The following is a 22,886-nucleotide window of genomic DNA, read 5'->3' on the forward strand; positions in this document are numbered from 1 at the left end:
GCGGCTCACGCGGCGAAAAGCGTCCGCGCCGCCGCGACGACGCGGTACCCCACGCCGTAGCCGAGCGCGGCCGGCGGGAGCGCGGCGACGACCGTCCGGAGCGCTCCCAACCCGTGTACCGATCGGAGTCCGACGAACAGCAGCACCGACGCGTACGCGCCGCAGGCGACCCGCAGCTCGGGTATCGCCGGTCCCGCGAGCGCCATCGGCGAACTGGCGTACGCGACCGCCTGAACCGTCTCGCTCACGCCGCCGCGGTCGCGGAACCCGACCCCGCCCGCGAGTTCGAGGCTCGCGACCACGACCGACACCGTCGCGACCGCGCCGGTCAGGTGGAGGCCGACGGGGGTCCCGATCACGACCGCGACGACGAAGACCACCAGTCCGGACAGCGCCCGCGACGAGGGGACGACGGTCGGCACCGCGCCGGGGTCGGTCGCGATCAGGCCGAACGCGAACGCCGCGACGACCGCGACCGCGAACGTCAGCGCCGGGGCCTGATCGCCGGGCGTGATCGAGTTCGCGAACGCTCGCCGCGGCCGAACGAGCACCTCGGCCCAGGTGCGCGCGATGCCGCGCAGCCCGCGCGGGCGACCGCCCGTCGAACCGCCTGTCCGAGACGTCACGGTCGGAGTTGGGTCGCGCGGAATAACCCGTTTCCGGTTCGGTCCGCGGGTGTCCGTCTCGGTCGGCCCGCGGGCGATGGTCTCGGGTCGCTCGTTTCGCTCCGCCGGTCTCTGCCCGCCCGGCGGGTACCGTCCTCGACGCCTCCAAACTTATCAGCGCTGATACGCGGCGCGTAAACGCTTATACCGGTGCCGTCTGACTGACGGTCGAATGGCTGCGTTCCGAGACGACGAGCGAGGGTTCACCCCGCTGGCGGGGACGGGGCTGCTCGTCGGGGTCGTCGTGCTGCTGTTAGCGATCGTCGGCGCGGCGGTGTTCGGACTCATCGACGGCGTCGCCCCGCCGGACGCCGAGTTCGAGGCGCAACAGGAGGGCGGCGAGCTCGTCGTCGTCGCGCTCGGTCCCGACCCCGTCCCCGCCGAGGAGCTGTACGTCCGCGGCGAGGACCCGGACGGCAACGTCCAGTTCGGCGCGTGGCCCGGCGACGGCGTGGTCCGGCCGGGCGATCGGGTCCCCGTGCCCAACACCACCGGCAACGAGAACTTCGACGTGGTCTGGGAGCCGGTCGCGTTCGACACCCGCGAGACGCTCGGCAGCTACGACGGCGAGGACTCCGCGATCGAGGAGTGGAGCGAGGAGAACGGCGGTAGCACGCCGGGCGGCGGCGTCGGCGTCTGATTCGCATTTTCGGATAACTCTGACACCAATGGAGTCACAGCAAATCGAAGCGAGGCGGCGGCGAATACTCCAGACGGCGGGGGTTTCTACAGCCGGCATCATCGGATTCAGTGGACGAACTCTGGCTGAAGGAGTTCACGATACTGAGGCAGTTGACGGCGCTGAACCCGGTGTGAACAGTTACGGAACCGAGCCGGGGGTTCAAAAGATCGAAGCAGACCCCGACGCCGGGTTCCACTCTCCGTATTTCCTCTATACGCCGTCTTTCCCCTCTGTCGAAGAGTCTCTAAACGACTCCCAAGTGCGACCGTTGGTGGTTACAACGTATCCATGGGGTGACTTTGAAGAACGAGTTGCGGGGGCCAAGGACCCTGACCGCGGCATCACGGGACGCATTGCAGATGCGACGAATTGCCCTGTACTGAGTGTTCCCCTCACACTAACACGCGGACACCTCGGCTTGGAACCACAGGAGTTGACGTTAGCCCTGGACTTTGAGATTTCTGAACCTCAACGTGAGCGCGTTGACCGACAATTCATCGCGATGATCGAGGATGCCAAATCCCGGCTGAACACTGGCAGCTATACAATTTCGGATGGAATCCATTACGATGGGGGATCGTCTGCTGGCTATTTCATTGATAAGGTCGCCCCACTCCATCCGGAATACATCAACGCATACTCTTCCGGTGCGAACGGGCACGCCTTCCTGCCATTTACTGAGCTCACCGACGACGTCCCAGTTCATGGCGATCCCGATCGAACAACCGTCCCATGGCCGATCGGAACTGGAAATTTGGAAGAACTCACCGGCGAGGCATTCAACAAGGAGGAGTGGATGGACATTGAGCAGTTCCGGTGGATCGGCGGTGAAGATCAGGACCCTGACGACCCTGAGAATTATATTCACAAACGGTTCAGAGGTGACGACGAGATCGATCAAGTGGTTGAGGAATGTTTCGGGACGTTACAAGTTGACGACCGGTTCGAAACCAGCCGCAAAATTTACGACCACCTCGATGTCCCTGCCACGTTCAGAACGTTTGAGGGACAACCTCACTCTCCAGTCTGGGAAGACAGGTTGGAGGCAGCCGAGTTCCACAAAGAACGGATCGAAGCTGACTTTGAGCTACTTCACGTGACGCTCGTAGAATCCGATAGCGAGGCGTATGTCGGAGACACCGTGACGGCACGCGTGACCGTAGAAAACGTAACCGACGTTAACTCATCGACGACGGTCTCCTTCGCGGTCGATGGACCCGCAGGTGAGACGACCGAAATTGAGACAACAGAGGTTCAGGTGGATTCAAAAAGCGCGGAAACCGTTGAACTGGAGACGGTCTTCGAGGAGACCGGAGAATTCACCCTGCGTATAAACGGGACGGCTATCGAAGACTCCGTCGTCGTAACCGAAGAACCAACTGAGGAAGTTAACGGGACGGGTAGTGAAACCTCCTCGGAAGGCGACGCAGTCACGGATCAAGGTGGAGTGGCCGCTGACGAAGCGCCCGGATTCGGTGTCGTACAAACGCTCATGGCAGTAGGTGGGATCGGGTACTTGCTTGATCGGTACCGCTCGACTGACGACTGAACGAAGCCACGCCCGAAGGGAAGGTCACTTGCTGTTGTGTCCGCCCTCCATATCTAGTACGACGTTGGTATCAGTTCCGGCTGATCTCGACAGGGCCGGGAGAACTGGGAATTAGATTTCGACCCACTCTCCGAGTTTGTCGGCCCGCTGGATCGCCGCGAGTACCTGCTGGACCTCGTAGCCGTCCGCGAACGACGGTTCGAACGACTTCCCCTCGGCGACCGCCGAGAGGAACTCGTAGTTCTCGTGGACGAACGTGTGTTCCCACCCGATCACGTGGCCGGGGGGCCACCAGCGGTCGACGTACGGGTCCGTCTCCTCGGTGACGAACACCGTCTCGTAGCCGCGGTTCCCCTCGCGGAGCACCTCCAGTTCGTTGAGCCGCTCCAAGGAGAACTTCACGCTCCCCTCCGAGCCGTGGACCGCGATCGCGTGGTCGTTCTTGTGCCCCTCGGCGACCCGGCTGGCCTCGAAGGTCCCGGTCGCGCCCGAGTCGTAGGCGACCTGCGCGCTGTAGGCGTCGTCGACCGTCACGTCGCGGTACTCGGCGACCTCGGCGTCGGCTTCGCCCGCCGCGTCGCCGTCGACGTACACCGGCCGCTCGTCGACGAACGTCGTCAACTGCCCGGAGACGCGGTCGATCCCGCCGACCTCCTCGCCCACGAGGAAGTTCGCGAGGTCGATCGTGTGCGCGCCGAGGTCGCCGAGCGCGCCGGATCCCGCCATGTCGGCGTCCATCCGCCACGCCCACGGGGCCTCCGGGTCGACGAGCCAGTCCTGAAGGTACCGCCCGCGGACCTGCCGGATCTCGCCGAGTTCGCCGTCTTCGATCAGTCCCTTCGCGTACCGGATCGCGGGGACGAACCGGTAGTTGAACGCGGTACCGGCGGTCGCGCCGGTCGCGGCCGCGGCGTCGCGCATCGCCGCGGCCTCCTCCAGTGTCGGCGCGAGCGGCTTCTCACAGAGGACGGGGACCCCCGCTTCGAGGGCCGCGATCGACGGCTCCGCGTGGACGTGGTTCGGGCCGAGGTTGTAGAAGACGTCCACCTCGTCTATCGCCGCCTCCCAGTCGGTCGCGGTGTGCGCGAAGCCGAACCGGTCGGCCGCCCCCGCGAGGGCGTCCCGGTCGCGCCCGACGAGCGTGTGCCGCTCGACCTCGGGCGCGTCCGGGAAGAACATCGGGAGCCGCGCGAGCGCGTTCGCGTGCGCCCTGCCCATGAATCGATACCCCAGCACGCCGACCTTCAGCGGTTCCTGTGTCATGTGTGGATCCCCTCACTCCGCCCAGTACGCGTCGCCCGGTTCGGTCTCGAAGGCGGCGCGGTCCAACACGTCGACCGCCTTCTCCAACCCCTCGCGCGAGGAGGTGAGCGAGTCCTCGTGTTCGATCGACAGCGCGCCCTCGTACCCGACCATCCGGAGCGTCGAGATCACCTCTTTCCAGTGCTCTTCCCCGTGGCCGTAGCCGATCGAGCGGAACAGCCACGAGCGGTCCGACTCGCCGGCGTACCCGGTCGTGTCGAGGACGCCCTTCACTCGCGAGTTGGACTCGTACACCTTCGTGTCCTTCGCGTGGACGTGGTGGATGGCGTCGTGCTCGCCGAGGAAGCGGATCGCCTCGCAAACGTCGATCCCCTGCCAGTAGAGGTGCGAGGGGTCGAAGTTGGCACCGATCCGCTCGTTCGTCGCCTCGCGCAGCGCGAGCATGCCGGTCGGCTCGTACACCAGCATGTTCGGATGCATTTCGATCGCGACGTCGACGCCGCAGTCCTCGGCGTGTTCGGCGAGGTCCGACCAGTACGGGACCGCGACCTCGTCCCACTGGTAGTCGAGCGCGTCGGCGTGTTCGGTCGGCCACGGGGCCGTGATCCAGTTCGGCGTCGAATCGCCGGGCGCGCCCGCGGGAAGCCCTGAAAAGCACGTCACCGTGCCGACACCGAGCAGGTCGGCCAGTTCGATCGCCTCGCGCAGTTCGCGGTCCGCGGTCGCGGCCCGCTCCTCGTCCGGGTGAAGCGGGTTGTTGTGCGTCGCGAGCGCGGAGATCCGGAGCCCGCGGTCGTCGAGCACTCCGCGGAGATCCTCGCGCGCCCCCTCGTCCTCCAGGAGCGTCTCGCGGTCGGCGTGGTCCTGCCCGGGCCACCCACCGACGCCGAGTTCGACGGCGTCGACGCCGAGCCCGTCGAGGTACGCGGCCGCGTCGTCGATCCGTTCGCCGCCGAGGGGAACGGTCAAGACGCCGATGTCCATGCGCCGGGCTACATCGACCCGCCGAATAAGTGTTCAGGTAAGCGCCGCCACGGCGGGTCCCGTCCGCGGCGGCCCGCGCGTCGTTCCGCCGGATCCCCGTCCCCGGCGCGCGCAGCGCCCCTCCCGCGACCCGCGTCTCTCGGGCCCGGAGTGCGTCTCACGGTCGCGAACCGCATGAGGTTTTAACGGGTGGAACGCGTACACGGTGATATGGGAATCCTCTCTCGCGCCTCCTACGTCATCCGCTCGAAGGTGAACGCCCTCCTCAATCGGGCCGAGGACCCGACCGAGTCGCTCGACTACTCGTACGAACAGATGCGCGACGAACTCCAAGACGTCAAACAGGGGATCGCGGACCTGACGACCCAGAAGAAGCGGTTGGAGATTCAAAAGCGCAAGCTCGAAGAGAACGTCGAGAAGCACAACCGGCAGGCCCGCGAGGCGGTCCAGCAGGACCGCGACGACCTCGCGCGCAAGGCGCTCGAAAAGAAGAAGTCGAAGATGAGCCAGATCGAGGAGCTGGAAGGGCAGATCGCGGACCTCAACGACACGCAGGACCAGCTCGTCGAGAAGAAGAACAAGCTCCAGAACCGCATCGAGGAGTTCCGCACGAAGAAGGAGACGATGAAGGCCCGCTACGAGGCCGCCGAGGCCTCCTCCCGCGTCTCCGAGGCGATGACCGGCGTCGGCGACGAGATGTCGGACGTGAGCCGCTCCATCGAGCGCGCCGAGGAGCGCACCGAGGAGATGGAGGCGCGCGCCGAGGCGATGGACGAGCTGGAGGACTCCGGCGCGTTCGAGGACGCGCTCTCCGACAAGGACGACATCGACCGCGAGTTGGAGGGCCTCTCGACGAACAGCGAGGTCGACGCCGAACTGGAGACGCTCAAGGGCGAACTCGGCAAGGGCGAGCCGGCGAACGGCAACGGCGGCGCGACCGACGAGGAGATAGACGCCGAGCTGGAGGACATCGAGAGCGAGATGAACGCGGACGACCTCGAAGCCGACCTCGACGGTGACGCCGAGACGAACCTCGACGAGGAGCTCGACGTCGAGTTGGAGGAGTCGGAGTCCGAGGCCGACGAGAAGCGGAACTGAGGCGTCGAGTCTCGCTTCGCTGACTCGGCCACCGTCGGAAAACGACGAGGCGTTCGCGCTCGGCTCCGCTGATACGGCGGGGTGATTGGCTCTCGCCGGGGATATTATACGATCGGACGCGAAATTTCCGGTGGCGATGGTCCCCAAGCACCTCATCTGGATCGGTGGGTTGCTGATCGCGATCCCCCTCCTTCTGGCCCTGCTGAGCGCCGCCTGGATCTGGGTTCCGGTCGGCCTGTTCGTGTTGGGTATCGGAATCGTGCTCTACGGATTCAAGAGGTACCACGAGAGGCGGATGAGAGAGCGATTCGAGCGGAGCGACTGACCGAGAACCCGCCGCGACGGCCGGTTCTCGCCGCTGTTACTCTCCGAGCGGACGCGCGCCGGTCCCCGCCCGGTCCTGCTCGGCGAGCCGTATTTCGCCGTCCGGTAGGTCGATCCCCTCGTACGGGTCCTCGGCGAGCAGCAGCGACCCGTCGAGGTCGGCGTAATCGAGGAGCGGCGCGAGCTGCGCGGCGGCCGCGATGGAGGCGTTCGACTCGACCATACAGCCGCACATCACTTCGAGGCCGTGCGCCCGCGCGGCGGCGATCGCGCGGCGCGCCTCCAGCAGGCCGCCGGTCTTCATCAGCTTCAGGTTCGCGATGTCACAGCGGTCGGCGATCGCGGGCACGTCCGCGGCGGTCACACAGGACTCGTCGGCGGCGATCGGGAGTTCGGAGCGCTCGTAGACGTACCGGAGGCCCTCGGGGTTCTCCGCCGGAACCGGCTGCTCGACGAACTCCACGTCGCGGTCGGCGAGCCACCCGGCCTTCCGCACCGCCTCCTTCGGCGTCCACGCCTCGTTCGCGTCGACGCGGAGGCGGGCGTCGGGCGCGGCGTCGCGGACCGCGTCGACCAGTTCCCGGTCGCGGTCGGTGCCGAGCTTGATCTTCAACACCGAGTGGCCGGCCTCGACGGCGTCGGCGGCCTTCTCGCGCACGCGGTCGGTGTCGTCGAGTCCGATCGTGAACGACGTCTTCGGCGCGTCGCTCGGGTCGAGCCCCCACAGGCGGTGGAGGGGGACGCCGAGCCGCTTCGCCGCGAGGTCGTGGACCGCGATCGAGACGGCACAGCGGGCCGCGGGGTTCCCCTCGACGACCGCGCGCAGCTCGGACTCGACCGCGTGGAGCGCGTGGGGGTCGCCGACGCGCTCGACCGCGTCCAGCAGGTCCGGCAGCACCGCTTCGACGGTGTCTGCGGTCTCGCCGTAGTGCGACGAGGGGGCCGCGCCGCCGACGCCGGTCATCCCCGCCTCGTCGGTCACCCGGACGACCACGTTCTCTGCTTCCGTCTGGGTCCCCCGCGAGATGGTGAACGGGTTCTCCAAGGGCATCGAGACGCGCTCGAAGTCGGCGTCGAGGCTCATTCGCCGGCCGCCTCCTCGTCGTCCTCCTTCCCGTCCTCGTCCACGCCGAGTCCGGCGTCGACCGCGGCGTCGACGATTGCGTCCGCGCCGTGGCGCACCGGATCGGCCGCGGGGACGCCAGCCGCCTCGGCGACCGCGGCGACCGCGTCCGCGGCCGCCTCGTCGTCGGCCACGTCCTTCGTGTTGACCGCGCCGGCGACGACGCTCGCCTCGTGGACGGGATTCGCGAGCCCCTCGTAGAGGTCGACGTACTCGGCGATCGGCGGCAGCTCGAACGACTCGTAGCCGTGGACGACCTCGCGGCCCGCGGCGTGACAGAGGACGAGTCCGTCCGGCATCGCGCCGTGGAGGATGCCGCAGGTGACCGTCGAGTAGGCGGGGTGGACGATGCTCCCCTGCCCCTCGACGACGACGAGGTCGTGGTCGTCGCCGACCGCGACGAGCATCTCCTCGACCGCGCCCGCGGCGAAGTCGGAGACCACGCGGTCGATCGGGTTCCCCCACCCGGCGATCATGATCCCGGTCTGTCCCGTCGGGACGAACGCGGCGTCGATTCCCCGTTCCCGGGCGGCCGCGACGATCTCCAGCGAGGCGGTCATCTTCCCGACCGAGCAGTCGGTCCCGACCGTGAGCAGCACGTCGGCGTCCACGTCGGCCGAGGCCCCGGTCGCGACCGTCAGATCGTCGTCCGGTCGCCGGACGTCGACGAGGTCGACGCCGTGTTCGGCGGCCAGCGCGGCCAGCTCCTCGTCCTCGTTCAGGAAGTAGTGAAGCCCGCTCACCACGTCGCAGCCGGCCTCGATGGCGGCCTCGACGTCCGATCGCCACGACTCGTCGAAGCCGCCCCCGATCGGCGCGATCCCGATATATAAGGCGTCCAGATCGCCGTCGGCGGCCGCGTGCGCGTCCGCGAACGACTCGACGACCGGCGCGTCCGCCACGTCCGGGACGTGGTCCCGAACGCGGTCGCCGGCGCGGTCGCGGTCGAGGACCGCCCGAACGTCCTGGTCGCCGTAGCGCATCACGCCGAGCGCCGTCTTCGCGCGGTCGGGGAACTTCTCGTGGGCCAGCACCGCGATCCGCTCTGTGTCCATGCCGAATCGCTCGCCCCCGGCGTTCTTAAACCGGTCGGGTGGTCGGCCGCCGATCATACTCCGATCTGAATTGCGGTGGCGCGTGCCGACGAGCGGCCGAAGGCCGCGAGTCGCACGCGCGAGGGACGCGGCGAACGGCGAAGCCGTGAGCCGCGAGGCTGGGGAGGCCTGAGGTGCTGTGCGGGGCGGGGGCGGGATTCGAAGGGGCAGTCGCGAAGCGGGCGCAGGCGACGGCAGCACCGCAACGAGGAAGCGGAGCGACCGAGTGAGGAGCGCCCCGAGCGTGCGCCCGCTTCGCGACTGGGGCTTCGGCGGTGTTCGTATCGGTCGGTGATTTATAAACAGCGATCACCGCAGCGTACAGCCGAGCGACCGGGGATTCGACTGTCTCGGTCAGATCAGAGCTGTCCGCCCGATCGACCGCGGATTCACGAACTACCGCAGTTCAAAAGGCAACTTCGTAATCAGGCGCTGCCGTCGACGAACTGCTCCGCGCCCTCGTAGAACCAGTAGCCGTTCTCGCGCATCGCGCGGCCGAGTTCCTGGTGGAACTCGACGAAGTCAGCGAACTCCTCCTGCTCGACGTTCTCGAAGATCTCCTCGACCGAGACGACCGTCTCGTAGTCGATCCGGATCGGGTGGTCGCCGTACTGCTCGACGTACTCCGCCGCCGTGAGCGGGAAGTCCTCCTCCTCGTCGATCTTCTTCGCGAGCACGGCGTGGCCGTACTGCCGCATGCCCTCGCTCCCCTGCTCGCCGTCGGGGTCGTGTGGCCAGTCCATACCGAACGATCCGCCGGATCGGGGATAGTGGTTTCGAATGGGGCGGTCGCTCTCGTCTTCGACCCGACCCCGACCCACCCCTGCCGGCACCGCGATGTGCCCCTTTTCGAACGTCCAGTTCGACCCCGAAATCACCCGTCGAACGTGACGCTCGGTCGGCGTCTGTCCCGCGAGCTATCACGACTGATATCTTGCCACCGACGTTTATCACTGGTTGTGAAAACTGCGAATCATGTCCGCTGACGACCGAGACGGAATCCTCCGGCGTCTCTCTCATCGACTGCGCGGCCGGTACCTCTTCAAGATCGCGGCGGCGGTCATCGTCGTGTCGACGGTGTTGCTCGGCACGGGCGCGCTCGCCGTCGATCAGGTCCAGGCGAGCGTCGAGTCCGACGCGCGCGAGACGATGACGAGCGCCGCCGAACGAGAGGCGCAGGGGATCGACGGCTTCCTCGAGGAAATGAACGGGTACACGAACCGGGTCTCGTCGGCCTCCGGCGTCCAGTCGTCGAGCGAGGGACGGATACGCGACGAACTCCGGCAGAACGCAGACATGCTCCCCGAGTACGTGGTCGACGTCCACTACTACAACATGGTGAGCAACGAGGTCACCGTGAGCACCTCGCCCATGACGGAGGGGACGACGTTCTCCGAGGAGGAGCGGCCGTGGGCGGTCGGGCCGGCGGCGTTCGCGCACGCCAACGAGGTGCGATCCTTCGAGCCGTACGAGGCCGACGGCGAGAACCACCTCGGGTTCGTCAGCCCGATCAACAACGTGCCCGGCAAGGCGATCGTGATCACGGTCGACCTGTCGGAGCGCGGCTCGCTCCTGACCGCCCCGGTGGACGGCGGCAACATGCAGGTCGTCTCCACCGCCACCGGACAGGTCGCGCTGGCGTCGAACAGCGACGCGATCTTGCGCGACTACTTCCTCATCGAGGAGCTCTCGCACCTCCGGAGCGACGTCGCCGAGTCGACGACGACCGACGTCTCGAACGCCGAGCAGACGGTCGTAGACGGTGCCGACCTCGCCACGGCGACCGCACCGGTCGAGGGGAAGTCGTGGGCTGTCGTCGTCGCGGCCCCGCAGCGCTCGGTGTACGGCACCGTCGGCGACGTGACGCGGACCGTGCTGGTCCTGATCGGCATCTCGGTCGCCGGCCTGCTCGCCGTCGGCGCGTTCGTCGTCCGCGACGTGAACGGCTCCGTCGACGACTTACGCGGGTACGCGGAGGCGATCGAGGCGGGAGAGCTCGACGTCGAGATCGACCGCGAACGCGCCGACGAGTTCGGACAGCTCTCGGCGCTGTTCGACCGCATCCGCGAGACGATGCGCGAGCAGATCGCCGCGGTCGAGGAGTCCGCCGACGAGGCCGCCGCGGCCCGCGAGGAGGCGGAGGAACTCTCGGCGCACTTAGAGACGAAGGCCGACGAGTACGAGGCGACGATCGACGCGGTCGCCGAGGGCGACCTCACTCGCCGGCTCGACCCGGAGAGCGAGAGCGAGGCGATGACGGCCATCGCCGAGTCGCTCAACGAGACGCTCGACCGGCTGGAGGCGCTCGTCGTCGCCATTCAGGACGCCGCCGAGACGGTCGACGAGCGCAGCGCCGAGGTGACGGACTCGGCCGCGGAGGTCGAGTCGACGAGCGTCGACGTCGCCGAGAGCGTCGAGGAGATCTCGGTCGGTACGGAGCGGCAGGAGGAGACGCTCGCGACCGCGGCCGCCGAGCTCGACGACCTCTCGGCCACCGTCGAGGAGATCGCGTCCTCGACGAACGAGCTGGCGGAGCGGTCGGCGGCGACTGCCGAGGCCGGCGAGGCGGGCCGCGAGGAGGCCGGCGCGGCGATCGAGCGCATGGACCGGATCGACGACGAGGTCGGCCAGACCGTCGACGAGATGCGCGACCTGCGCGACGAGGTCGAGCGCATCGGCGAGGTGGTCGAACTCATCGACGACATCGCCGAGCAGACGAACATCCTCGCGCTCAACGCCTCGATCGAGGCCGCGCGCGCGGGCGAGGCCGGCGAGGGGTTCGCGGTCGTCGCCCGCGAGGTGAAAGACCTCGCGGAGGAGACCGCGGAGGCGACCACCGAGGTCGAGGAGCTGATCGCGGGCGTCGAGGGGTCCACCGAGTCGGTCGCGGACGGCCTGTTCTCGATGGAGGACGACGTCGAGGCCGGCCGGGCGGTCGTCGAGGAGACCGTCGAGACGCTCGAATCGATCGTCGCCGACGTGGAGGACGCCAACGCGGGCGTCCAGTCGATCAACGACGCCACCGACCAGCAGGCGGAGTCGACCCAGGAGGCCGTCTCGATGATCGACGAGGTCGCCGAGGTGAGCGTCGAGACGGCGAGCGAGGCGCAGAACGTCTCCGCCGCCGCCGAGGAGCAGACGGCCGCGATCGGTCAGATATCGACGAGCGCCGAGTCGCTCTCCGACCGCGCCGACGAGCTCCGCGCGCTCGCCGACGAGTTCGAGGCGCGCGAGGCGGCGGCCGCCGAGTCGGCGGTCGCGGACGTGGCCCACGCCGAGGACGCCGAAGCCGATCCCGACGAACCGTCGGAGGCGGCCGCCGGTACCGGGTTCGAGTTCGGTCCGGATGCCGCGGAGGCTGGTGACGACGCCGACACCGCGGACGCCGCCGAAAACGACGCGGTTGAGGGCGAGTCGGTGGACGCCGACGCTGTCGGAGTCGAGTCGGACGGAGACGACCCGGCTAAAGGCGAGACGACCGAAAACGACGCGGTCGAGACCGCGACCCCGAACGCCGACGCGAACGCGGACGCCGCCGCGACCGACGCCGGCGAAACGGCGGCCGACGGCGGAGTCGACGACGGCGAGGCCGCGCCCGGCGACGACTGATCCGAACTCCCGAGCGGGTGCGAAAACGGGGCGACGCCTCAGTCGTCCGCCGACGCCGCCTCGTCGCCCGCCGGCTCGATGTCGACCTCGATTTCGGCCGACGCGGCCTTGTACTCGGGGATTTTCGAGCGCTCGTCGAGCACGTCGTTGGTGAGCCGGTTCGCGGAGGCGGCCGCGAAGTGCGGCGTGGTCCAGACGACGCCCTCCTTGATGTCCTCGGTGACGTCGGCGCGGACCGAGATCTCCCCGCGCCGTGACTTGAGGTTCACGCGGTCGCCGTCCTCGATGCCGTACCGCTCGGCGTCGTTCGGGTGGACGTCGACGAAGTTCTCCGGGTGCTGTTTCGAGAGCGTGGGCGAGCGCCGGCTCATCGTCCCGGTGTTGTAGTGCTCTTCGAGCCGCGCCGTGGTCAACACGAGCGGGTACTCCTCGTCCGGGACCTCCTTCGGCTCCTGATGGACGACGCCCTCGATGCGGCCGAGCCCGCTCTCGGTCTCGAAGGTGTCCTCGTAGAGGAACGAGTCGCCCTCGTCGCCCTCCTCGTAGCAGGGCCAGTGGATCCCCGTCTCGCCGAGCGCGTCGTAGGTCATCCCGTGCATGATCGGACAGACCTCGCGCAGCTCCTCGAACACCTCCTCGGGGCCGTCGAAGGCGAAGGCTCCACCGGGCTCTGCCCGGTTCTCCGAGGAACGTCGTTCCTCGTCCCCCTCGAACAGCCGCGTCCCGACCTCACAGAGGATGTCGAGGTCGTGGCGCGTGTTCTCGTGGACCTTGTGGACGCCGCGCATGCGCTGGACGCGACGGTCGGTGTTGGTGACGGTGCCGTCGCGCTCGGCCCACGTCGTCGCGGGGAGGACCACGTCCGCGAGCTCGGCGGTCTCGGTCATGAAGATGTCTTGGACCACCATGAAGTCGAGCTCCTCGCGGAACCGCTCTTCCGTCCGGTTGCCGTCCGGCTCGCTCATGATCGGGTTCTCGCCCATGACGTAGAGCCCGTGGACGGTGTCGCCGATGGCGTGGGAGATCTCCACGTTCGTCAGTCCCGGCTCGGACGGTATCTCGAAGCCCCACACGTCTTCGACGCTCTCGCGCGCCTCGTCGTCGTCGACGAGCTGATACCCCGGGAGGACGTTCGGCATCGCGCCCACGTCGCAGGTCCCCTGGACGTTGTTCTGTCCCCGCAGGGGGTTGACGCCGGTGCCGGGGCGACCGAGGTTCCCCGTGATCAGCGCGAGGTTGATCTCGTTTTGGACGTTGTCGACGCCGCAGGTGTGCTGGCTCATCCCCATCCCGGTGAAGATGGCGGCGTCGTTGGCCATCGCGTACTTCTCGGCGGCGAGTTCGATGGCTTCGAGGGGGACACCGCACTCCTCGGCGGCCGCCTCCTTGTCGAAGTCCGCGAGCGTCTCCTTCAGGTGGTCGAACCCTTCGGTGCGCGCTTCGACGAACGCCTCGTCGATCCAGCCCGCGTCCGGCTCCGCCTCGTGTCGTTCCAAGATGGTCTTCAGGACGACGTTCAGGAGGGGGATGTCGGTGCCGGGCTTCAACTGGAGGTGCATGTGCCGGTCGGTGTCGTCGATCTCGAACGACCGGGTGGTCTTGTTCGCGTGCGGGTCGACTTGGATGACGGTCGCGCCTTCCAAGACGGCCTGTCGGAAGTACTGGCTGTTGGCGATCGGGTGCTGCTCGCCCGGGTTCGCGCCCTGGATCCACAGCACGTCCGCGGCGTCCTCTAAGTCGGCCATGCTGTTGGTCATCGCGCCCATCCCGAGGCTGGTCCGCAGCGCCCAGACGGTGGAGGCGTGACACATCCGCGTACAGTTGTCGACCTGATTCGTGCCGTATCGCCGCGCCAGCTTCTGGATGAGGTAGTTCTCCTCGTTGAACGTCTTCGAGGAGCCGAAAAAGCCCATCCCGTCGGGGCCGTGCTCCGCGCGAATCCCCTCCATCTCGTCGACGACCCTCGTCAGCGCCTCGTCCCACGTCGCCTCGCGGAACTCGCCGTCTTCCCTGATCAGCGGCTCAGTCAGCCGGTCCTCGTGGTCGACGACCTGCGTCGCCGCCCCACCTTTGATACAGACGCTCCCCTCGTTGACGGGGGCGTCGCCCCACGGCATGAACCGCATCTCGCCCGGGTCGTCCCCCTCCAGTACGCGGATCCCGCATCCCACGCCGCAGTACGGACAGATCGTCTTCGTCGCGTCTCCCGGTTCACTGGGCATCGGTCTCACCGCCCTCCTGTGGGCACATACCGCACGATCCGTCGTGGACTCCATGAGTGTACCGGTGGTCCATCTCCGCTCGGAGTCGACGCCGTCGAGCGCGGCCCCGGACCACGACGCGGGCGGCCCCGCCGAGACGAAGGTTCATTCCGGCCGCCGACGTACCGGCGGCCGATGGAACTGAGCGAGCCGACGGTCCGGGCCCGCGCCCGCGAGTACGCGGAGCGGGAGCCGCTGTACGGCGTGGAGCGCCAGCACGTCGAGACGGTCCCGAGGGCGTTCGCCGGCGACGAGTACGGGCGGCGGGACGCCCAGTGGGTCGTCCGGTGGTACTTCCGCCGGTACCTCGGCGAGTATCCGGACCGGGAGCGGCGCGAGCGCGAGGAGGCGTTCCGGAGCAACGCGTTCGACGACGTGGTCGACGCGATCGACGCGGCCGTCCAGACGGCGGGAGCGGCCGAGTCCGACCCGACCGACGGCGATGCCGACGCCGCGCTCGACGCCCTCACCGCGCTCGCCGGCGTCGACGTCGCGGTCGCGTCCGCGTTCCTCCAGTTCCTCGCCCCGTCGCGGTTCGTCGCGGTCGACCGGCGGACGTGGGCGGTGCTGGCCGCGGCCGGCGAACTCGACGGCGAGTACCCGGACCCTCCCTCGACCGGCGACTACCGTCAGTTCGACGACGCCTGTCGGGCCGTGATGGATCGGGCCGGCGTCGACGCGTGGACGCTGTACCGGGCGCTCTGGCGGTCGTTCGAGGGGATTCCGGAGGAGTCCCCGTAGCCCGCTACTCGACGACCTCGACGACCGGATCGTCCGCGATCAGGCGCGTGAGAAGGACGCGCGGCACGTTCGCGCGGAACTGGATCTCCCCCGCGATCTTCCGGGCCGCGGTCGCGTCCGCCTCGTCGTCGACCTTGTTCACGACCGGGATCGCGGTCGCGTCGCTCGGGACGCCCTTCAGCCCGCCCGCCGGGCTAGCGAGCACCGTCGCGACGTCCGCGGGCCGGATCTTCGACCCGATCTCGCGGCCGGTGATCGCCGCGACCTCCTCCGGTCGGTGGACGAGGTCCTCGGTGAGCGGTTCGCCGACGACGTGCGTGCTCGCGATCGGGACGACCACGTCCGCGGCCGACGGGATCTGCGGCTCGCGGTCGCCCGGCGCTTTGAACTCCCGGAGGCGCGCGCCGTCCGCCTTCACGAGCGTCGCGCCCGGAGCGGCGTCGGCGATCTCGGAGACGGTGTCGGTGTCGTAGCCGAGGTACCGGTCCGAGCGCTCTCGCTCCGGGACCAGCCCGAGCGGCCAGTCGCCGTCTCCGGCCGCCTCGACCGCGGCCACCGGGTCCTCCGTCACGCGCACCGCGGCGACCCGGTCGTCGAAGATCGGTATCCGGACGCTCGCGGTCACCACCGCCCGGTCGAGCCGGTCGGCGAGCGCGAACAGCGTCGACTTCTTCCCGCCCGCGCCGACGACGCAGACGGTCGCGTCGCGGGCGTCGAGCGCGGTCGTCAGGTCCATGCCCGGCCGTTCGACCGCGACGGGCCTCACTCTGGCGGTCGCGTTCGCGCGTCGAGGACTCCCGCGGACCCCCCGAGGCGTCTCAGCGGCGCAGTCCGCCCTCTGCTTTGATCCGCATGATGTGGCGGACGTTGAGGTAGATCTCCTCCGGCGATGTCTCTTCGGCTTCGTCGTACAGGTCCGACACGCGGTACAGCACCGCCGAGAGCTGCTTGCTCTCCGAACTGTCCCCGCGGACGTCCTCGGCGACCTCGCGCAGGAACGCCCGGACCGCCTCGTCGTCCGCGAACTCGCCCCCGTCGACGCCGTCCGGGACGACCGGGTCGACGCCGGCGGCTGCGAGGGCGTCCTCGGGACCGTCCCCGTCGGCGTCGCTCCCTTCGGCGTCGGTTCCTTCCGTGTCGCTCCCTTCGGCGTCGGTTCCTTCCGCGTCGCTCCCCCCGGCGGCGCTCGGCCCGTCGTCCGTGTCGGTCATCGGCCCCGCGACACCTTCCGGCGCTGGACCACGCCGGCGTTGTCCGCGACGTTCTCGACTATCACCTTGAACGCGTCCGCGGTCTCGCCCTCCGCTAAGACGATCGGCTCGCCGTCGTCGCCGCCGGTCCGGACGGACGGGTCGAGCGGGACGCCGCCGAGGTAGGGGAGGTCGTGGTCGGCGGCGAGCGCCTTCCCGCCGCCGGAGCCGAAGATCTCGTGGAACCCGCCGCAGTCGGGGCACTTGAACCCGGACATGTTCTCCGCGATGCCGAGGACGTTCGTGTCGTGTTTGCCGAACATCCGGAGCCCTTTCGTCGCGTCGTCGAGCGCGACGTCCTGCGGGGTCGTGACGATCACGGCTCCGGTCAGCGGCAGCGTCTGGAGGATCGTGAGCTGGGTGTCGCCGGTCCCCGGCGGGAGGTCCATGATCAGGTAGTCCAGTTCGCCCCACTCGACGTCCTCGACGAGCTGCGTGATGATCTTGTGGACCATCGGGCCGCGCCAGATGACGGGGTCGTCCTCGCCCGTGAGGAAGTCCATGCTCATCAGCTTCAGGCCGAACTGCTCGGGCGGGACGATCGTCTCGCCGTCGGTCTCCGGGCGCTGCTCGGCCGACACCATCCGCGGGACGTTCGGCCCGTACACGTCGGCGTCGAACAGGCCGACGCGCGCGCCCAGCTCCGAGAGCCCGGCCGCGAGGTTGACCGCCGTCGTCGACTTGCCGACGCCCCCCTTCCCGGAGGCGACCGCGATCACGTTCTTCACGCCCGGCAGCACCTGCTCGTCCGCCGAGAGGTCGTCCGGGATCGACGCCGACAGCTCCACGTCGAGTCCCGTGTCGTCGAGCGCGTCTCGCACGTCGTCGGCGATCGACGACTCGGTCGGCGAGAACGGCGCGCCGAGCGCCAGCGACACGTGAACCGTCCCCGCCCCGTCGTCGAGATCGATATCGTTCACTACCCCGAGCGAGACGATGTCGTCTCCGAGGTCTGGGTCCCGCACGTCTGCGAGCCGCTCCCGCACGTCCGATTCGTTCATGCCAGTGGGGAGGGCCGTGGTTCGAATAAGGGTTCTGTCACCCGATCAGTCGATCCGGGTTCCGGCGTCCTCGCCCCGCAGGAACGGGCCCAAGCCGTCGCCGCCGAACACGTACGCCGGTGCGTCGAGCCCGAGCAGCTCCCGCACCTTCGCGGCCATCCCGCCCGAGACGTCCGTCGCGTCGCTCGCGCCGAGCGCGTCCGCGACCGCCGCGAACTCGCCGATTTCGCGGATCACGTTCCCGTCGCTGTCGAGGACGCCGGAGACCGTCGAACAGACGCCGACGCGCCGCGCGCCCAATCCCGTCGCGAGCTCGACGACCAGCTCGTCGCCCGAGACGACCGTGACCCCGTCGCCGGCGGTCGCGACGCCGTCGCCGTGGAGGACGGGGACGAACCCCTCGCCGAGCAGCGTCGCCGTCGATCCGAGCGGGAGGTCGAGATCCCCGTCCGCCCCCTCGGCCCGCGCCGCGAGCGACAGCGGGTGGACGGGGACCGCGGGGACGCCCCGCTCGCGGAGCCGCTCTAACACGCGCGCGTTCAGCCGCTTCATCGCGCCGTGGACCGCGGCCACCGCCTCCGCGTTGCGGGTCCCCTCAGTCGTCGACACGCCGTGCTCGCTGGCGTGGTGGTGGCCGAAGCTCCCGCCGCCGTGAACGACGACGAGCCGGTCGACCGCGCCCGCCGCGAGCGCGTCGGCGACGGCGTCGCAGGCGGCGTCGAGCCCCGCCTCGTCCAGCGTCTCCGGGCGGTCCTTCTCGGTGATCAGGCTCCCGCCGAGCTTGAGGACGACGGGGGGATCCGACCCCGCTCGGGCGTCCGTCACGGCTCCACCACCCGGACGCCCTCCGTCGCCAGCTCGGCGCGGAACGCCTCCTCGCAGCCCTGCGTGAACGAGAGGGCGGTCTCGCTCGCGTCGCTCTCGTCGAGCGCGACGACGCAGCCGCCCCCGCCCGCGCCGGTGAGCTTCGCGCCGTGCGCGCCCGCGTCCCGCGCGGCCCACACCATCGCGTCGAGCGACCGGGCGGAGACGCCGAGCGCCGCGAGCAGCCCGTGGTTGAAGTCCATCAGCTCGCCCAGCTCGGCAAGCAGCGCCGGCTCCGGTTCCGCGTCGGCGTCGGCCTCGGCGAGCAGCCCCTCGCCCGTCCGGACGAGGTCCCCGATGGACGCCACCGTGTCCGCGGCGAACTCGTGTTCCGCCCGCAGTTCGCGGACGCCGGCGACGAGTTCGCCCGTGTCGCCCGCGCCGCCGTCGAAGCCGACGACGAACGGGAGGTTCGGGGCGTCGATCGGCTCGCAGTCGTCGCCCTCGACGCGGACCGCGCCCCCCATCGCCGAGCAGAACGTGTCGGCGCGGGAGGCCTGCCCGTCCTGAACGTCGTACTCGGCCCGGAACGCCCGGTCGGCGAGTTCGCGGCGGTCGAGCGGCTCGCCCAGCGCGCGGGTCGCGGCGTCGATCCCCGCGACCACGACGGCCGCCGACGACCCCAGCCCCGCCCCGAGCGGGATGTCGCTCTCGACGGTGATGTCGAAGCCGGCCTCGGGGGCGTCCGCCGCCGCCCGCGCCTGCTCGACCGCGGCGTCGACGTAGCCCATCGCCGCCTCGACGAGCGGGGTCGGCACGTCGACGTCCGGTCGGTCCCCGGTCCCGCCGGAGTACTCTACCGTGAACCCGTCCAAGGAGAGGTCCTCGGCCTCCACGCGCACGTGGTCGTCGTCGCGGGGCTCGGCGGTCACCGTGGCGCGCCGCTCGATGGCCGCCGGCACGGCCGGCTCGCCGTAGACGACGGCGTGTTCGCCGAAGAGGTACACCTTCCCCGGCGCTTCGCAAACGGTCATACGAGTCACCTCTCTCCCCGCGCTTACAGGCGTTGCGCTTGCGGGGTCGGCCGCGGCGGGGAGCGGACGCGGGACGGCGAATCCGTCCGTCCCCGTCAGCTTTTCACCGGCGGCCGCCGTCGTGCGGGCCATGCCCGCGCTCCCGTCGCTGTTGCGACAGTCGTTCACGAACTTCGTCGAGGGGCTGGCGGTCGCCATCCCGCGACTGCTCTCGGGGCTGGTGTTCCTCGCGCTGGCGTACGCGACGGTCAGGGTCGTCCTCGCGGTCGTCCGCTCGTCGATCGCCCGAGTGTACGTCGGCGACCGCGAACTGGTCGGCGACCTCATCGTCACGCTCGTCGCCGTCTTCCTGTGGTTCGGCGTCGCGCTCACGTTCCTGAAGGTCCTCGGGATGGGCGACATCGCGGCGAGCCTCGGCACCGCGGTCGGCTTCATCGCGCTCGGCGTCTCCTACGCGCTCTCCGAGATGATCGAAGACACCGTCGCGGGCGTCTACCTCCTCCGCGATCCCGACTTCAACGTCGGCTACCGCGTGGAGGCGAAGGGCGTGACCGGGACCGTCGCCGCCATCGAACTCCGGAAGACGCGGATCGACACGGACGCCGGCGACCGCGTCGTCCTGGCGAACCGCGAGATAGAGCCGCGCTGGACCCACGACGTGCCCGAGGGGCCGGCCGACGATCCGGTAGACGAGTCGACCGACGCCGGCGCGGCGAACACCTAAATACCGCGGCGCGGATCGCCTCCTCATGGCAGCAACATCGGAACGGTTCGACGCCGACGGGGCCAAGGGCGACACCACCCTGGCGGCGATAACGCACCTCCTGGCGCTGTTCACATGGGTCGTCGGACCGCTCGTCGTTTACGTCGTCACCGACGACGCGTTCGTCAAGGAGAACGCGCGGAACGCCCTCAACTGGCAGATATGGCTCTCGGTCTACTCGTTTGTCGCGCTCGCGCTGGTGTTCCTGTTCGTCGGCTTCCTGATCCTGCCGATCCTCGGACTCCTCGACACGGTGTTCGTCGTCGTCGCCGCGGTGAAGGCGTCCGAGGGCGAGGCGTGGAGCTACCCGCTCACTATCGACGTGGTGTGAGGTCCCCGACCGATTGCGCTCGCCGAGAGCGCGGCCGCTGGTCGGTCGGGACGGCTTCGAAAAGTCGAACTCGACGTCGAAGACCGCCTACAGTTCGTCCTCGAAGTCTTCGAGGGCGAACACGGTGTCGGCCCCGCGGCGGTCGAGCGTCTCGTTGGCGAGGAGCCAGTAGACGACCGACAGCGCGCGGCGACCCTTGTTGTTCGTCGGGATGACGAGGTCGACGTTCGACAGCTGGTTGTTGGAGTCGCACATCGCGATGACCGGGATGCCGACGGTGATGGCCTCCTTGACGGCCTGCGCGTCGCCGATCGGGTCGGTCACCACGACGACGTCCGGCTCGATGTAGCCGGCGTAGTCGGGGTTCGTCAGCGTGCCCGGGATGAAGCGGCCGGTGCGGGCGCGGGCCCCGATGGCGTCCGCGAACTTCTCGGCCGGGAACCGGCCGTACTGCCGCGAGGACGTGACGAGGATCTGCTCGGGGTTGTAGTTCGAGAGGAAGTCCGCGGCCGTGCGGATCCGCTGGTCCGTCAGGCTCACGTCGAGGACGTACAGCCCGTCGTCGCGGACGCGGTGGATGAACCGCTCCATGTCCTTCGTCTTCTGCTGGGTCCCGATGTGGACACCCGCGGAGAGGTAGTCCTCGACGGGGATCAGCAGGTCGACGTCGTCGTCCGGCATGACGTCGTCGTCGAAGGGGGAGGCGTCCTCCTCCTCGGTGGTCTCGTCCGCGGCCGCGTCGGCGGCCGCGCTCTCGGCGTCGGCGGTCCCAGTTTCGGCGTCGGCGGACGCCCCCTCGGCGGCCGCGTCGGCGGTCGGTTCCTCGGTCGTGTCGGCCTCCTCCTCGACCGCCGCGTCGACCGCCTCGGTCTCCGCGTCGTCGTCGAGTTCGACCGCGTCGTTGTCTTCGCTCATGCGTGGTGTCGGTCCGTCATACCGCGTCGTCCGCGATGCGGACCAGTTCGTTCAGCTTGGCCGTTCGCTCGCCGCCGACCGTGCCGGTCTTGATGTAGCCGGCGTCGGTCGCCACGGCGAGGTGTGCGATGGTCGCGTCCTCGGTCTCGCCCGAGCGGTGCGAGATAACCGTCTCGTACCCGTTGCGGGCGGCGAGTTCGACCGCGTCGAACGCGTCCGACAGCGTCCCGATCTGGTTCGGCTTGATCAGGATGCTGTTGGCCGCGCCCGCGTCGATCCCGTCCTGAAGCCGCTCGACGTTGGTGACGAACAGGTCGTCGCCGCAGATCAGCGTCCGGTCGCCGACCCGGTCGGTCAGCTCCGCGAACGCCTCGTAGTCGTTCTCGTCGAGCGGGTCCTCGACGTACGCGAGGTCGTACTCGTCGACGAGGCCGGCGACGTACTCGATCTGCTCGTCGGCCGACTTCGTCTCGTCGCCGTAGACGTACGCCTCTCGGTCGTCGTCGTACAGCTCGGCGGCGGCCATGTCGAGCCCGAAGCGGATCTCGAATCCGACTTCGTCCTCGACGCGGTCGACCGCCTCGTCGACGACCTCGAACGCCTCCGCGTCCGAGATCGGGGGTGCCCACGCGCCCTCGTCGCCCTTCGCCGCGGGGACGCCGCGCTCGTCGAGCACGTCCGCGACCGCCGCGTGGACCGCGGCGTTCGCGAAGACGGCCTCCGAGACGCTCGGCGCGCCCACGGGCGCGGCGAGGAACTCCTGAATGTGGGTCGCCTCCTTGGCGTGTTCCCCGCCGCCGACGACGTTGCCGAGCGGAACGGGGAAGTTCTCGCCGCGGAACGCGCCCCCGAGGTGCTGGTATAACGGCGCGCCGAGCACGTCGGCGGCGGCCTTCGCGGCCGCCATCGAGATGGCGACGGCGCTGTTCGCGCCGATGGCGGAGAAGTCGTCCGTCCCGTCGGCGGCGCGCAAGGCGTTGTCGACCGCCCGCTGGTCGCCCGCGTAGACGCCTTCGAGGCGCGGCACCGCGTGTTCGCGGGCCTTCGCGATCGACTCGCTCGCGGGCAGTTCGATCGCCTCGTACTCGCCGGTCGAGGCCCCGCTGGGGGCCGCACCGCGGCCGAAGCCGCCGGACTCGGTGAGCACGTCGGCCTCGACGGTCGGGTTGCCCCGCGAGTCGAGCACGCGACGCAGCGAGACGCTCGTGATCCGCGTCATCAGCTCTCCCTCCGTACCGTGAAGGGGAGCGCGCCCGCGTCGTACTCCTCCGCGGCGACGAGGATCGGCTCCGTCTGGTCCGTGTCGATCAGCACGGGTGCCCCGTAGGACACCTGCAGCGCTCGCGCGCCGAGGATGCGTGCCTTCTCGTATCGGTTGTATCGCTGTCCTGACAT

Annotated in this window: 23 protein-coding genes; 8 read left to right on the forward strand and 15 right to left on the reverse strand. The window is 69.3% G+C overall.

Translation table 11 applies throughout. The annotated features are described in order from the left end of the window. Positions 1-5: 5 nt before the first annotated feature. Complete coding sequence (locus C472_RS01605) at positions 6-626, reverse strand: YIP1 family protein (protein WP_006628035.1); 621 nt, start codon at positions 624-626, stop codon at positions 6-8. 211 nt (positions 627-837) lie between these two features. On the opposite strand from C472_RS01605, the gene C472_RS01610 reads away from it, so the two are divergent. Together C472_RS01610 and C472_RS17725 are read left to right on the forward strand one after the other, a co-directional pair. Then, positions 838-1,305, forward strand: a complete 468-nt coding sequence (locus C472_RS01610; protein WP_006628036.1) for a type IV pilin — start codon at positions 838-840, stop codon at positions 1,303-1,305. Positions 1,306-1,333: 28 nt separating this feature from the next. Then, positions 1,334-2,896 (forward strand): hypothetical protein, encoded by a 1,563-nt coding sequence (locus C472_RS17725; protein WP_241432942.1) that lies wholly within the window; start codon positions 1,334-1,336, stop codon positions 2,894-2,896. A 111-nt stretch (positions 2,897-3,007) separates the two neighbouring features. Here C472_RS17725 and C472_RS01620 read toward each other — a convergent pair whose 3' ends face one another. After that, a complete protein-coding gene (locus C472_RS01620) occupies positions 3,008-4,159 on the reverse strand; it encodes a Gfo/Idh/MocA family protein (RefSeq protein ID WP_049906178.1) in 1,152 nt (383 codons plus the stop codon). Positions 4,160-4,171: 12 nt separating this feature from the next. Then, positions 4,172-5,143, reverse strand: coding sequence for a sugar phosphate isomerase/epimerase family protein (locus C472_RS01625; protein WP_006628039.1), 972 nt, complete (start codon positions 5,141-5,143; stop codon positions 4,172-4,174). 210 nt (positions 5,144-5,353) lie between these two features. Between C472_RS01625 and C472_RS01630 the strand changes: the two genes are divergently transcribed. Next, a complete protein-coding gene (locus C472_RS01630; RefSeq protein ID WP_006628040.1) occupies positions 5,354-6,241 on the forward strand; it encodes a PspA/IM30 family protein in 888 nt (295 codons plus the stop codon). Between the two features lie 130 nt (positions 6,242-6,371). Then, a complete protein-coding gene (locus C472_RS01635) occupies positions 6,372-6,566 on the forward strand; it encodes a hypothetical protein (protein WP_152420576.1) in 195 nt (64 codons plus the stop codon). 36 nt (positions 6,567-6,602) lie between these two features. Here C472_RS01635 and C472_RS01640 read toward each other — a convergent pair whose 3' ends face one another. The 3 genes from C472_RS01640 to C472_RS01650 form a co-directional block, all read right to left on the reverse strand. Then, a complete protein-coding gene (locus C472_RS01640; protein ID WP_006628042.1) occupies positions 6,603-7,649 on the reverse strand; it encodes a dipeptide epimerase in 1,047 nt (348 codons plus the stop codon). Further along, positions 7,646-8,743 carry a DUF1611 domain-containing protein gene (locus C472_RS01645; protein WP_049906181.1) on the reverse strand — a complete coding sequence of 366 codons (1,098 nt, stop codon included), beginning with the start codon at positions 8,741-8,743 and terminating at the stop codon, positions 7,646-7,648. The genes C472_RS01640 and C472_RS01645 overlap by 4 nt, the downstream gene beginning before the upstream one ends. Positions 8,744-9,207: 464 nt before the next feature. After that, positions 9,208-9,525 (reverse strand): DUF5785 family protein, encoded by a 318-nt coding sequence (locus C472_RS01650; RefSeq protein ID WP_006628044.1) that lies wholly within the window; start codon positions 9,523-9,525, stop codon positions 9,208-9,210. Between the two features lie 232 nt (positions 9,526-9,757). Between C472_RS01650 and C472_RS01655 the strand changes: the two genes are divergently transcribed. Next, on the forward strand, positions 9,758-12,391 hold the full coding sequence (locus C472_RS01655; protein WP_006628045.1) for a methyl-accepting chemotaxis protein: 2,634 nt from the start codon (positions 9,758-9,760) through the stop codon (positions 12,389-12,391). Between the two features lie 38 nt (positions 12,392-12,429). Here C472_RS01655 and fdhF read toward each other — a convergent pair whose 3' ends face one another. Continuing rightward, complete coding sequence (gene fdhF / locus C472_RS01660) at positions 12,430-14,613, reverse strand: formate dehydrogenase subunit alpha (protein ID WP_006628046.1); 2,184 nt, start codon at positions 14,611-14,613, stop codon at positions 12,430-12,432. 174 nt (positions 14,614-14,787) lie between these two features. Between fdhF and C472_RS01665 the strand changes: the two genes are divergently transcribed. Beyond that, a complete protein-coding gene (locus tag C472_RS01665; protein ID WP_006628047.1) occupies positions 14,788-15,393 on the forward strand; it encodes a hypothetical protein in 606 nt (201 codons plus the stop codon). A 4-nt stretch (positions 15,394-15,397) separates the two neighbouring features. On the opposite strand, the gene yqeC is transcribed toward C472_RS01665, so the two are convergent. From yqeC to mvk, 5 genes are all read right to left on the reverse strand, one after another. Further along, positions 15,398-16,129 (reverse strand): selenium cofactor biosynthesis protein YqeC, encoded by a 732-nt coding sequence (gene yqeC / locus C472_RS01670; protein WP_006628048.1) that lies wholly within the window; start codon positions 16,127-16,129, stop codon positions 15,398-15,400. Between the two features lie 82 nt (positions 16,130-16,211). Then, entirely contained in the window at positions 16,212-16,604 is a 393-nt protein-coding gene (locus C472_RS01675; protein WP_006628049.1) for a hypothetical protein, read from the reverse strand. Beyond that, complete coding sequence (locus C472_RS01680; RefSeq protein WP_006628050.1) at positions 16,601-17,644, reverse strand: Mrp/NBP35 family ATP-binding protein; 1,044 nt, start codon at positions 17,642-17,644, stop codon at positions 16,601-16,603. Before C472_RS01680 ends, C472_RS01675 begins: the two co-directional genes overlap by 4 nt. Positions 17,645-17,689: 45 nt before the next feature. Further along, positions 17,690-18,469, reverse strand: coding sequence for an isopentenyl phosphate kinase (locus C472_RS01685; protein ID WP_006628051.1), 780 nt, complete (start codon positions 18,467-18,469; stop codon positions 17,690-17,692). Next, positions 18,466-19,482 carry a mevalonate kinase gene (gene mvk / locus C472_RS01690; RefSeq protein WP_006628052.1) on the reverse strand — a complete coding sequence of 339 codons (1,017 nt, stop codon included), beginning with the start codon at positions 19,480-19,482 and terminating at the stop codon, positions 18,466-18,468. The genes C472_RS01685 and mvk overlap by 4 nt, the downstream gene beginning before the upstream one ends. Before the next feature lie 130 nt (positions 19,483-19,612). On the opposite strand from mvk, the gene C472_RS01695 reads away from it, so the two are divergent. Next, positions 19,613-20,206 carry a mechanosensitive ion channel domain-containing protein gene (locus C472_RS01695; protein WP_006628053.1) on the forward strand — a complete coding sequence of 198 codons (594 nt, stop codon included), beginning with the start codon at positions 19,613-19,615 and terminating at the stop codon, positions 20,204-20,206. 25 nt (positions 20,207-20,231) lie between these two features. Next, positions 20,232-20,576 (forward strand): DUF4870 domain-containing protein, encoded by a 345-nt coding sequence (locus C472_RS01700; RefSeq protein WP_006628054.1) that lies wholly within the window; start codon positions 20,232-20,234, stop codon positions 20,574-20,576. An 87-nt stretch (positions 20,577-20,663) separates the two neighbouring features. Here C472_RS01700 and rpsB read toward each other — a convergent pair whose 3' ends face one another. Genes rpsB through C472_RS01715 form a run of 3 tightly spaced genes read right to left on the reverse strand, consistent with a single transcriptional unit; the run spans position 20,664 to position 22,886 of the window. Continuing rightward, positions 20,664-21,491 (reverse strand): 30S ribosomal protein S2, encoded by an 828-nt coding sequence (gene rpsB, locus C472_RS01705; RefSeq protein ID WP_006628055.1) that lies wholly within the window; start codon positions 21,489-21,491, stop codon positions 20,664-20,666. Positions 21,492-21,507: 16 nt separating this feature from the next. Next, complete coding sequence (gene eno / locus C472_RS01710; RefSeq protein ID WP_006628056.1) at positions 21,508-22,710, reverse strand: phosphopyruvate hydratase; 1,203 nt, start codon at positions 22,708-22,710, stop codon at positions 21,508-21,510. Continuing rightward, the gene (locus tag C472_RS01715; RefSeq protein ID WP_006628057.1) at positions 22,710-22,886 is read right to left on the reverse strand and encodes a DNA-directed RNA polymerase subunit K; all 177 of its coding nucleotides are present in this window, start codon (positions 22,884-22,886) and stop codon (positions 22,710-22,712) included. Before C472_RS01715 ends, eno begins: the two co-directional genes overlap by 1 nt.

This window comes from Halorubrum tebenquichense DSM 14210 (genome assembly GCF_000337415.1).
In the GTDB taxonomy this organism is placed as follows: Archaea; Halobacteriota; Halobacteria; order Halobacteriales; family Haloferacaceae; genus Halorubrum; species Halorubrum tebenquichense.

Bases quoted from the DNA above. Each gene is read 5' to 3' on its own strand.
- C472_RS01675 (WP_006628049.1), bottom strand. From the start codon at position 16,604: ATGACCGACACGGACGACGGGCCGAGCGCCGCCGGGGGGAGCGACGCG.
- C472_RS01700 (WP_006628054.1), top strand. From the start codon at position 20,232: ATGGCAGCAACATCGGAACGGTTCGACGCCGACGGGGCCAAGGGCGAC.
- C472_RS01680 (WP_006628050.1), bottom strand. From the start codon at position 17,644: ATGAACGAATCGGACGTGCGGGAGCGGCTCGCAGACGTGCGGGACCCA.
- fdhF (WP_006628046.1), bottom strand. From the start codon at position 14,613: ATGCCCAGTGAACCGGGAGACGCGACGAAGACGATCTGTCCGTACTGC.
- C472_RS01630 (WP_006628040.1), top strand. From the start codon at position 5,354: ATGGGAATCCTCTCTCGCGCCTCCTACGTCATCCGCTCGAAGGTGAAC.
- C472_RS01645 (WP_049906181.1), bottom strand. From the start codon at position 8,743: ATGGACACAGAGCGGATCGCGGTGCTGGCCCACGAGAAGTTCCCCGAC.
- rpsB (WP_006628055.1), bottom strand. From the start codon at position 21,491: ATGAGCGAAGACAACGACGCGGTCGAACTCGACGACGACGCGGAGACC.
- C472_RS01620 (WP_049906178.1), bottom strand. From the start codon at position 4,159: ATGACACAGGAACCGCTGAAGGTCGGCGTGCTGGGGTATCGATTCATG.
- C472_RS01610 (WP_006628036.1), top strand. From the start codon at position 838: ATGGCTGCGTTCCGAGACGACGAGCGAGGGTTCACCCCGCTGGCGGGG.
- C472_RS01640 (WP_006628042.1), bottom strand. From the start codon at position 7,649: ATGAGCCTCGACGCCGACTTCGAGCGCGTCTCGATGCCCTTGGAGAAC.
- yqeC (WP_006628048.1), bottom strand. From the start codon at position 16,129: ATGGACCTGACGACCGCGCTCGACGCCCGCGACGCGACCGTCTGCGTC.
- C472_RS01695 (WP_006628053.1), top strand. From the start codon at position 19,613: ATGCCCGCGCTCCCGTCGCTGTTGCGACAGTCGTTCACGAACTTCGTC.
- mvk (WP_006628052.1), bottom strand. From the start codon at position 19,482: ATGACCGTTTGCGAAGCGCCGGGGAAGGTGTACCTCTTCGGCGAACAC.
- C472_RS01715 (WP_006628057.1), bottom strand. From the start codon at position 22,886: ATGTCAGGACAGCGATACAACCGATACGAGAAGGCACGCATCCTCGGC.
- eno (WP_006628056.1), bottom strand. From the start codon at position 22,710: ATGACGCGGATCACGAGCGTCTCGCTGCGTCGCGTGCTCGACTCGCGG.
- C472_RS01650 (WP_006628044.1), bottom strand. From the start codon at position 9,525: ATGGACTGGCCACACGACCCCGACGGCGAGCAGGGGAGCGAGGGCATG.
- C472_RS01655 (WP_006628045.1), top strand. From the start codon at position 9,758: ATGTCCGCTGACGACCGAGACGGAATCCTCCGGCGTCTCTCTCATCGA.
- C472_RS17725 (WP_241432942.1), top strand. From the start codon at position 1,334: ATGGAGTCACAGCAAATCGAAGCGAGGCGGCGGCGAATACTCCAGACG.
- C472_RS01665 (WP_006628047.1), top strand. From the start codon at position 14,788: ATGGAACTGAGCGAGCCGACGGTCCGGGCCCGCGCCCGCGAGTACGCG.
- C472_RS01625 (WP_006628039.1), bottom strand. From the start codon at position 5,143: ATGGACATCGGCGTCTTGACCGTTCCCCTCGGCGGCGAACGGATCGAC.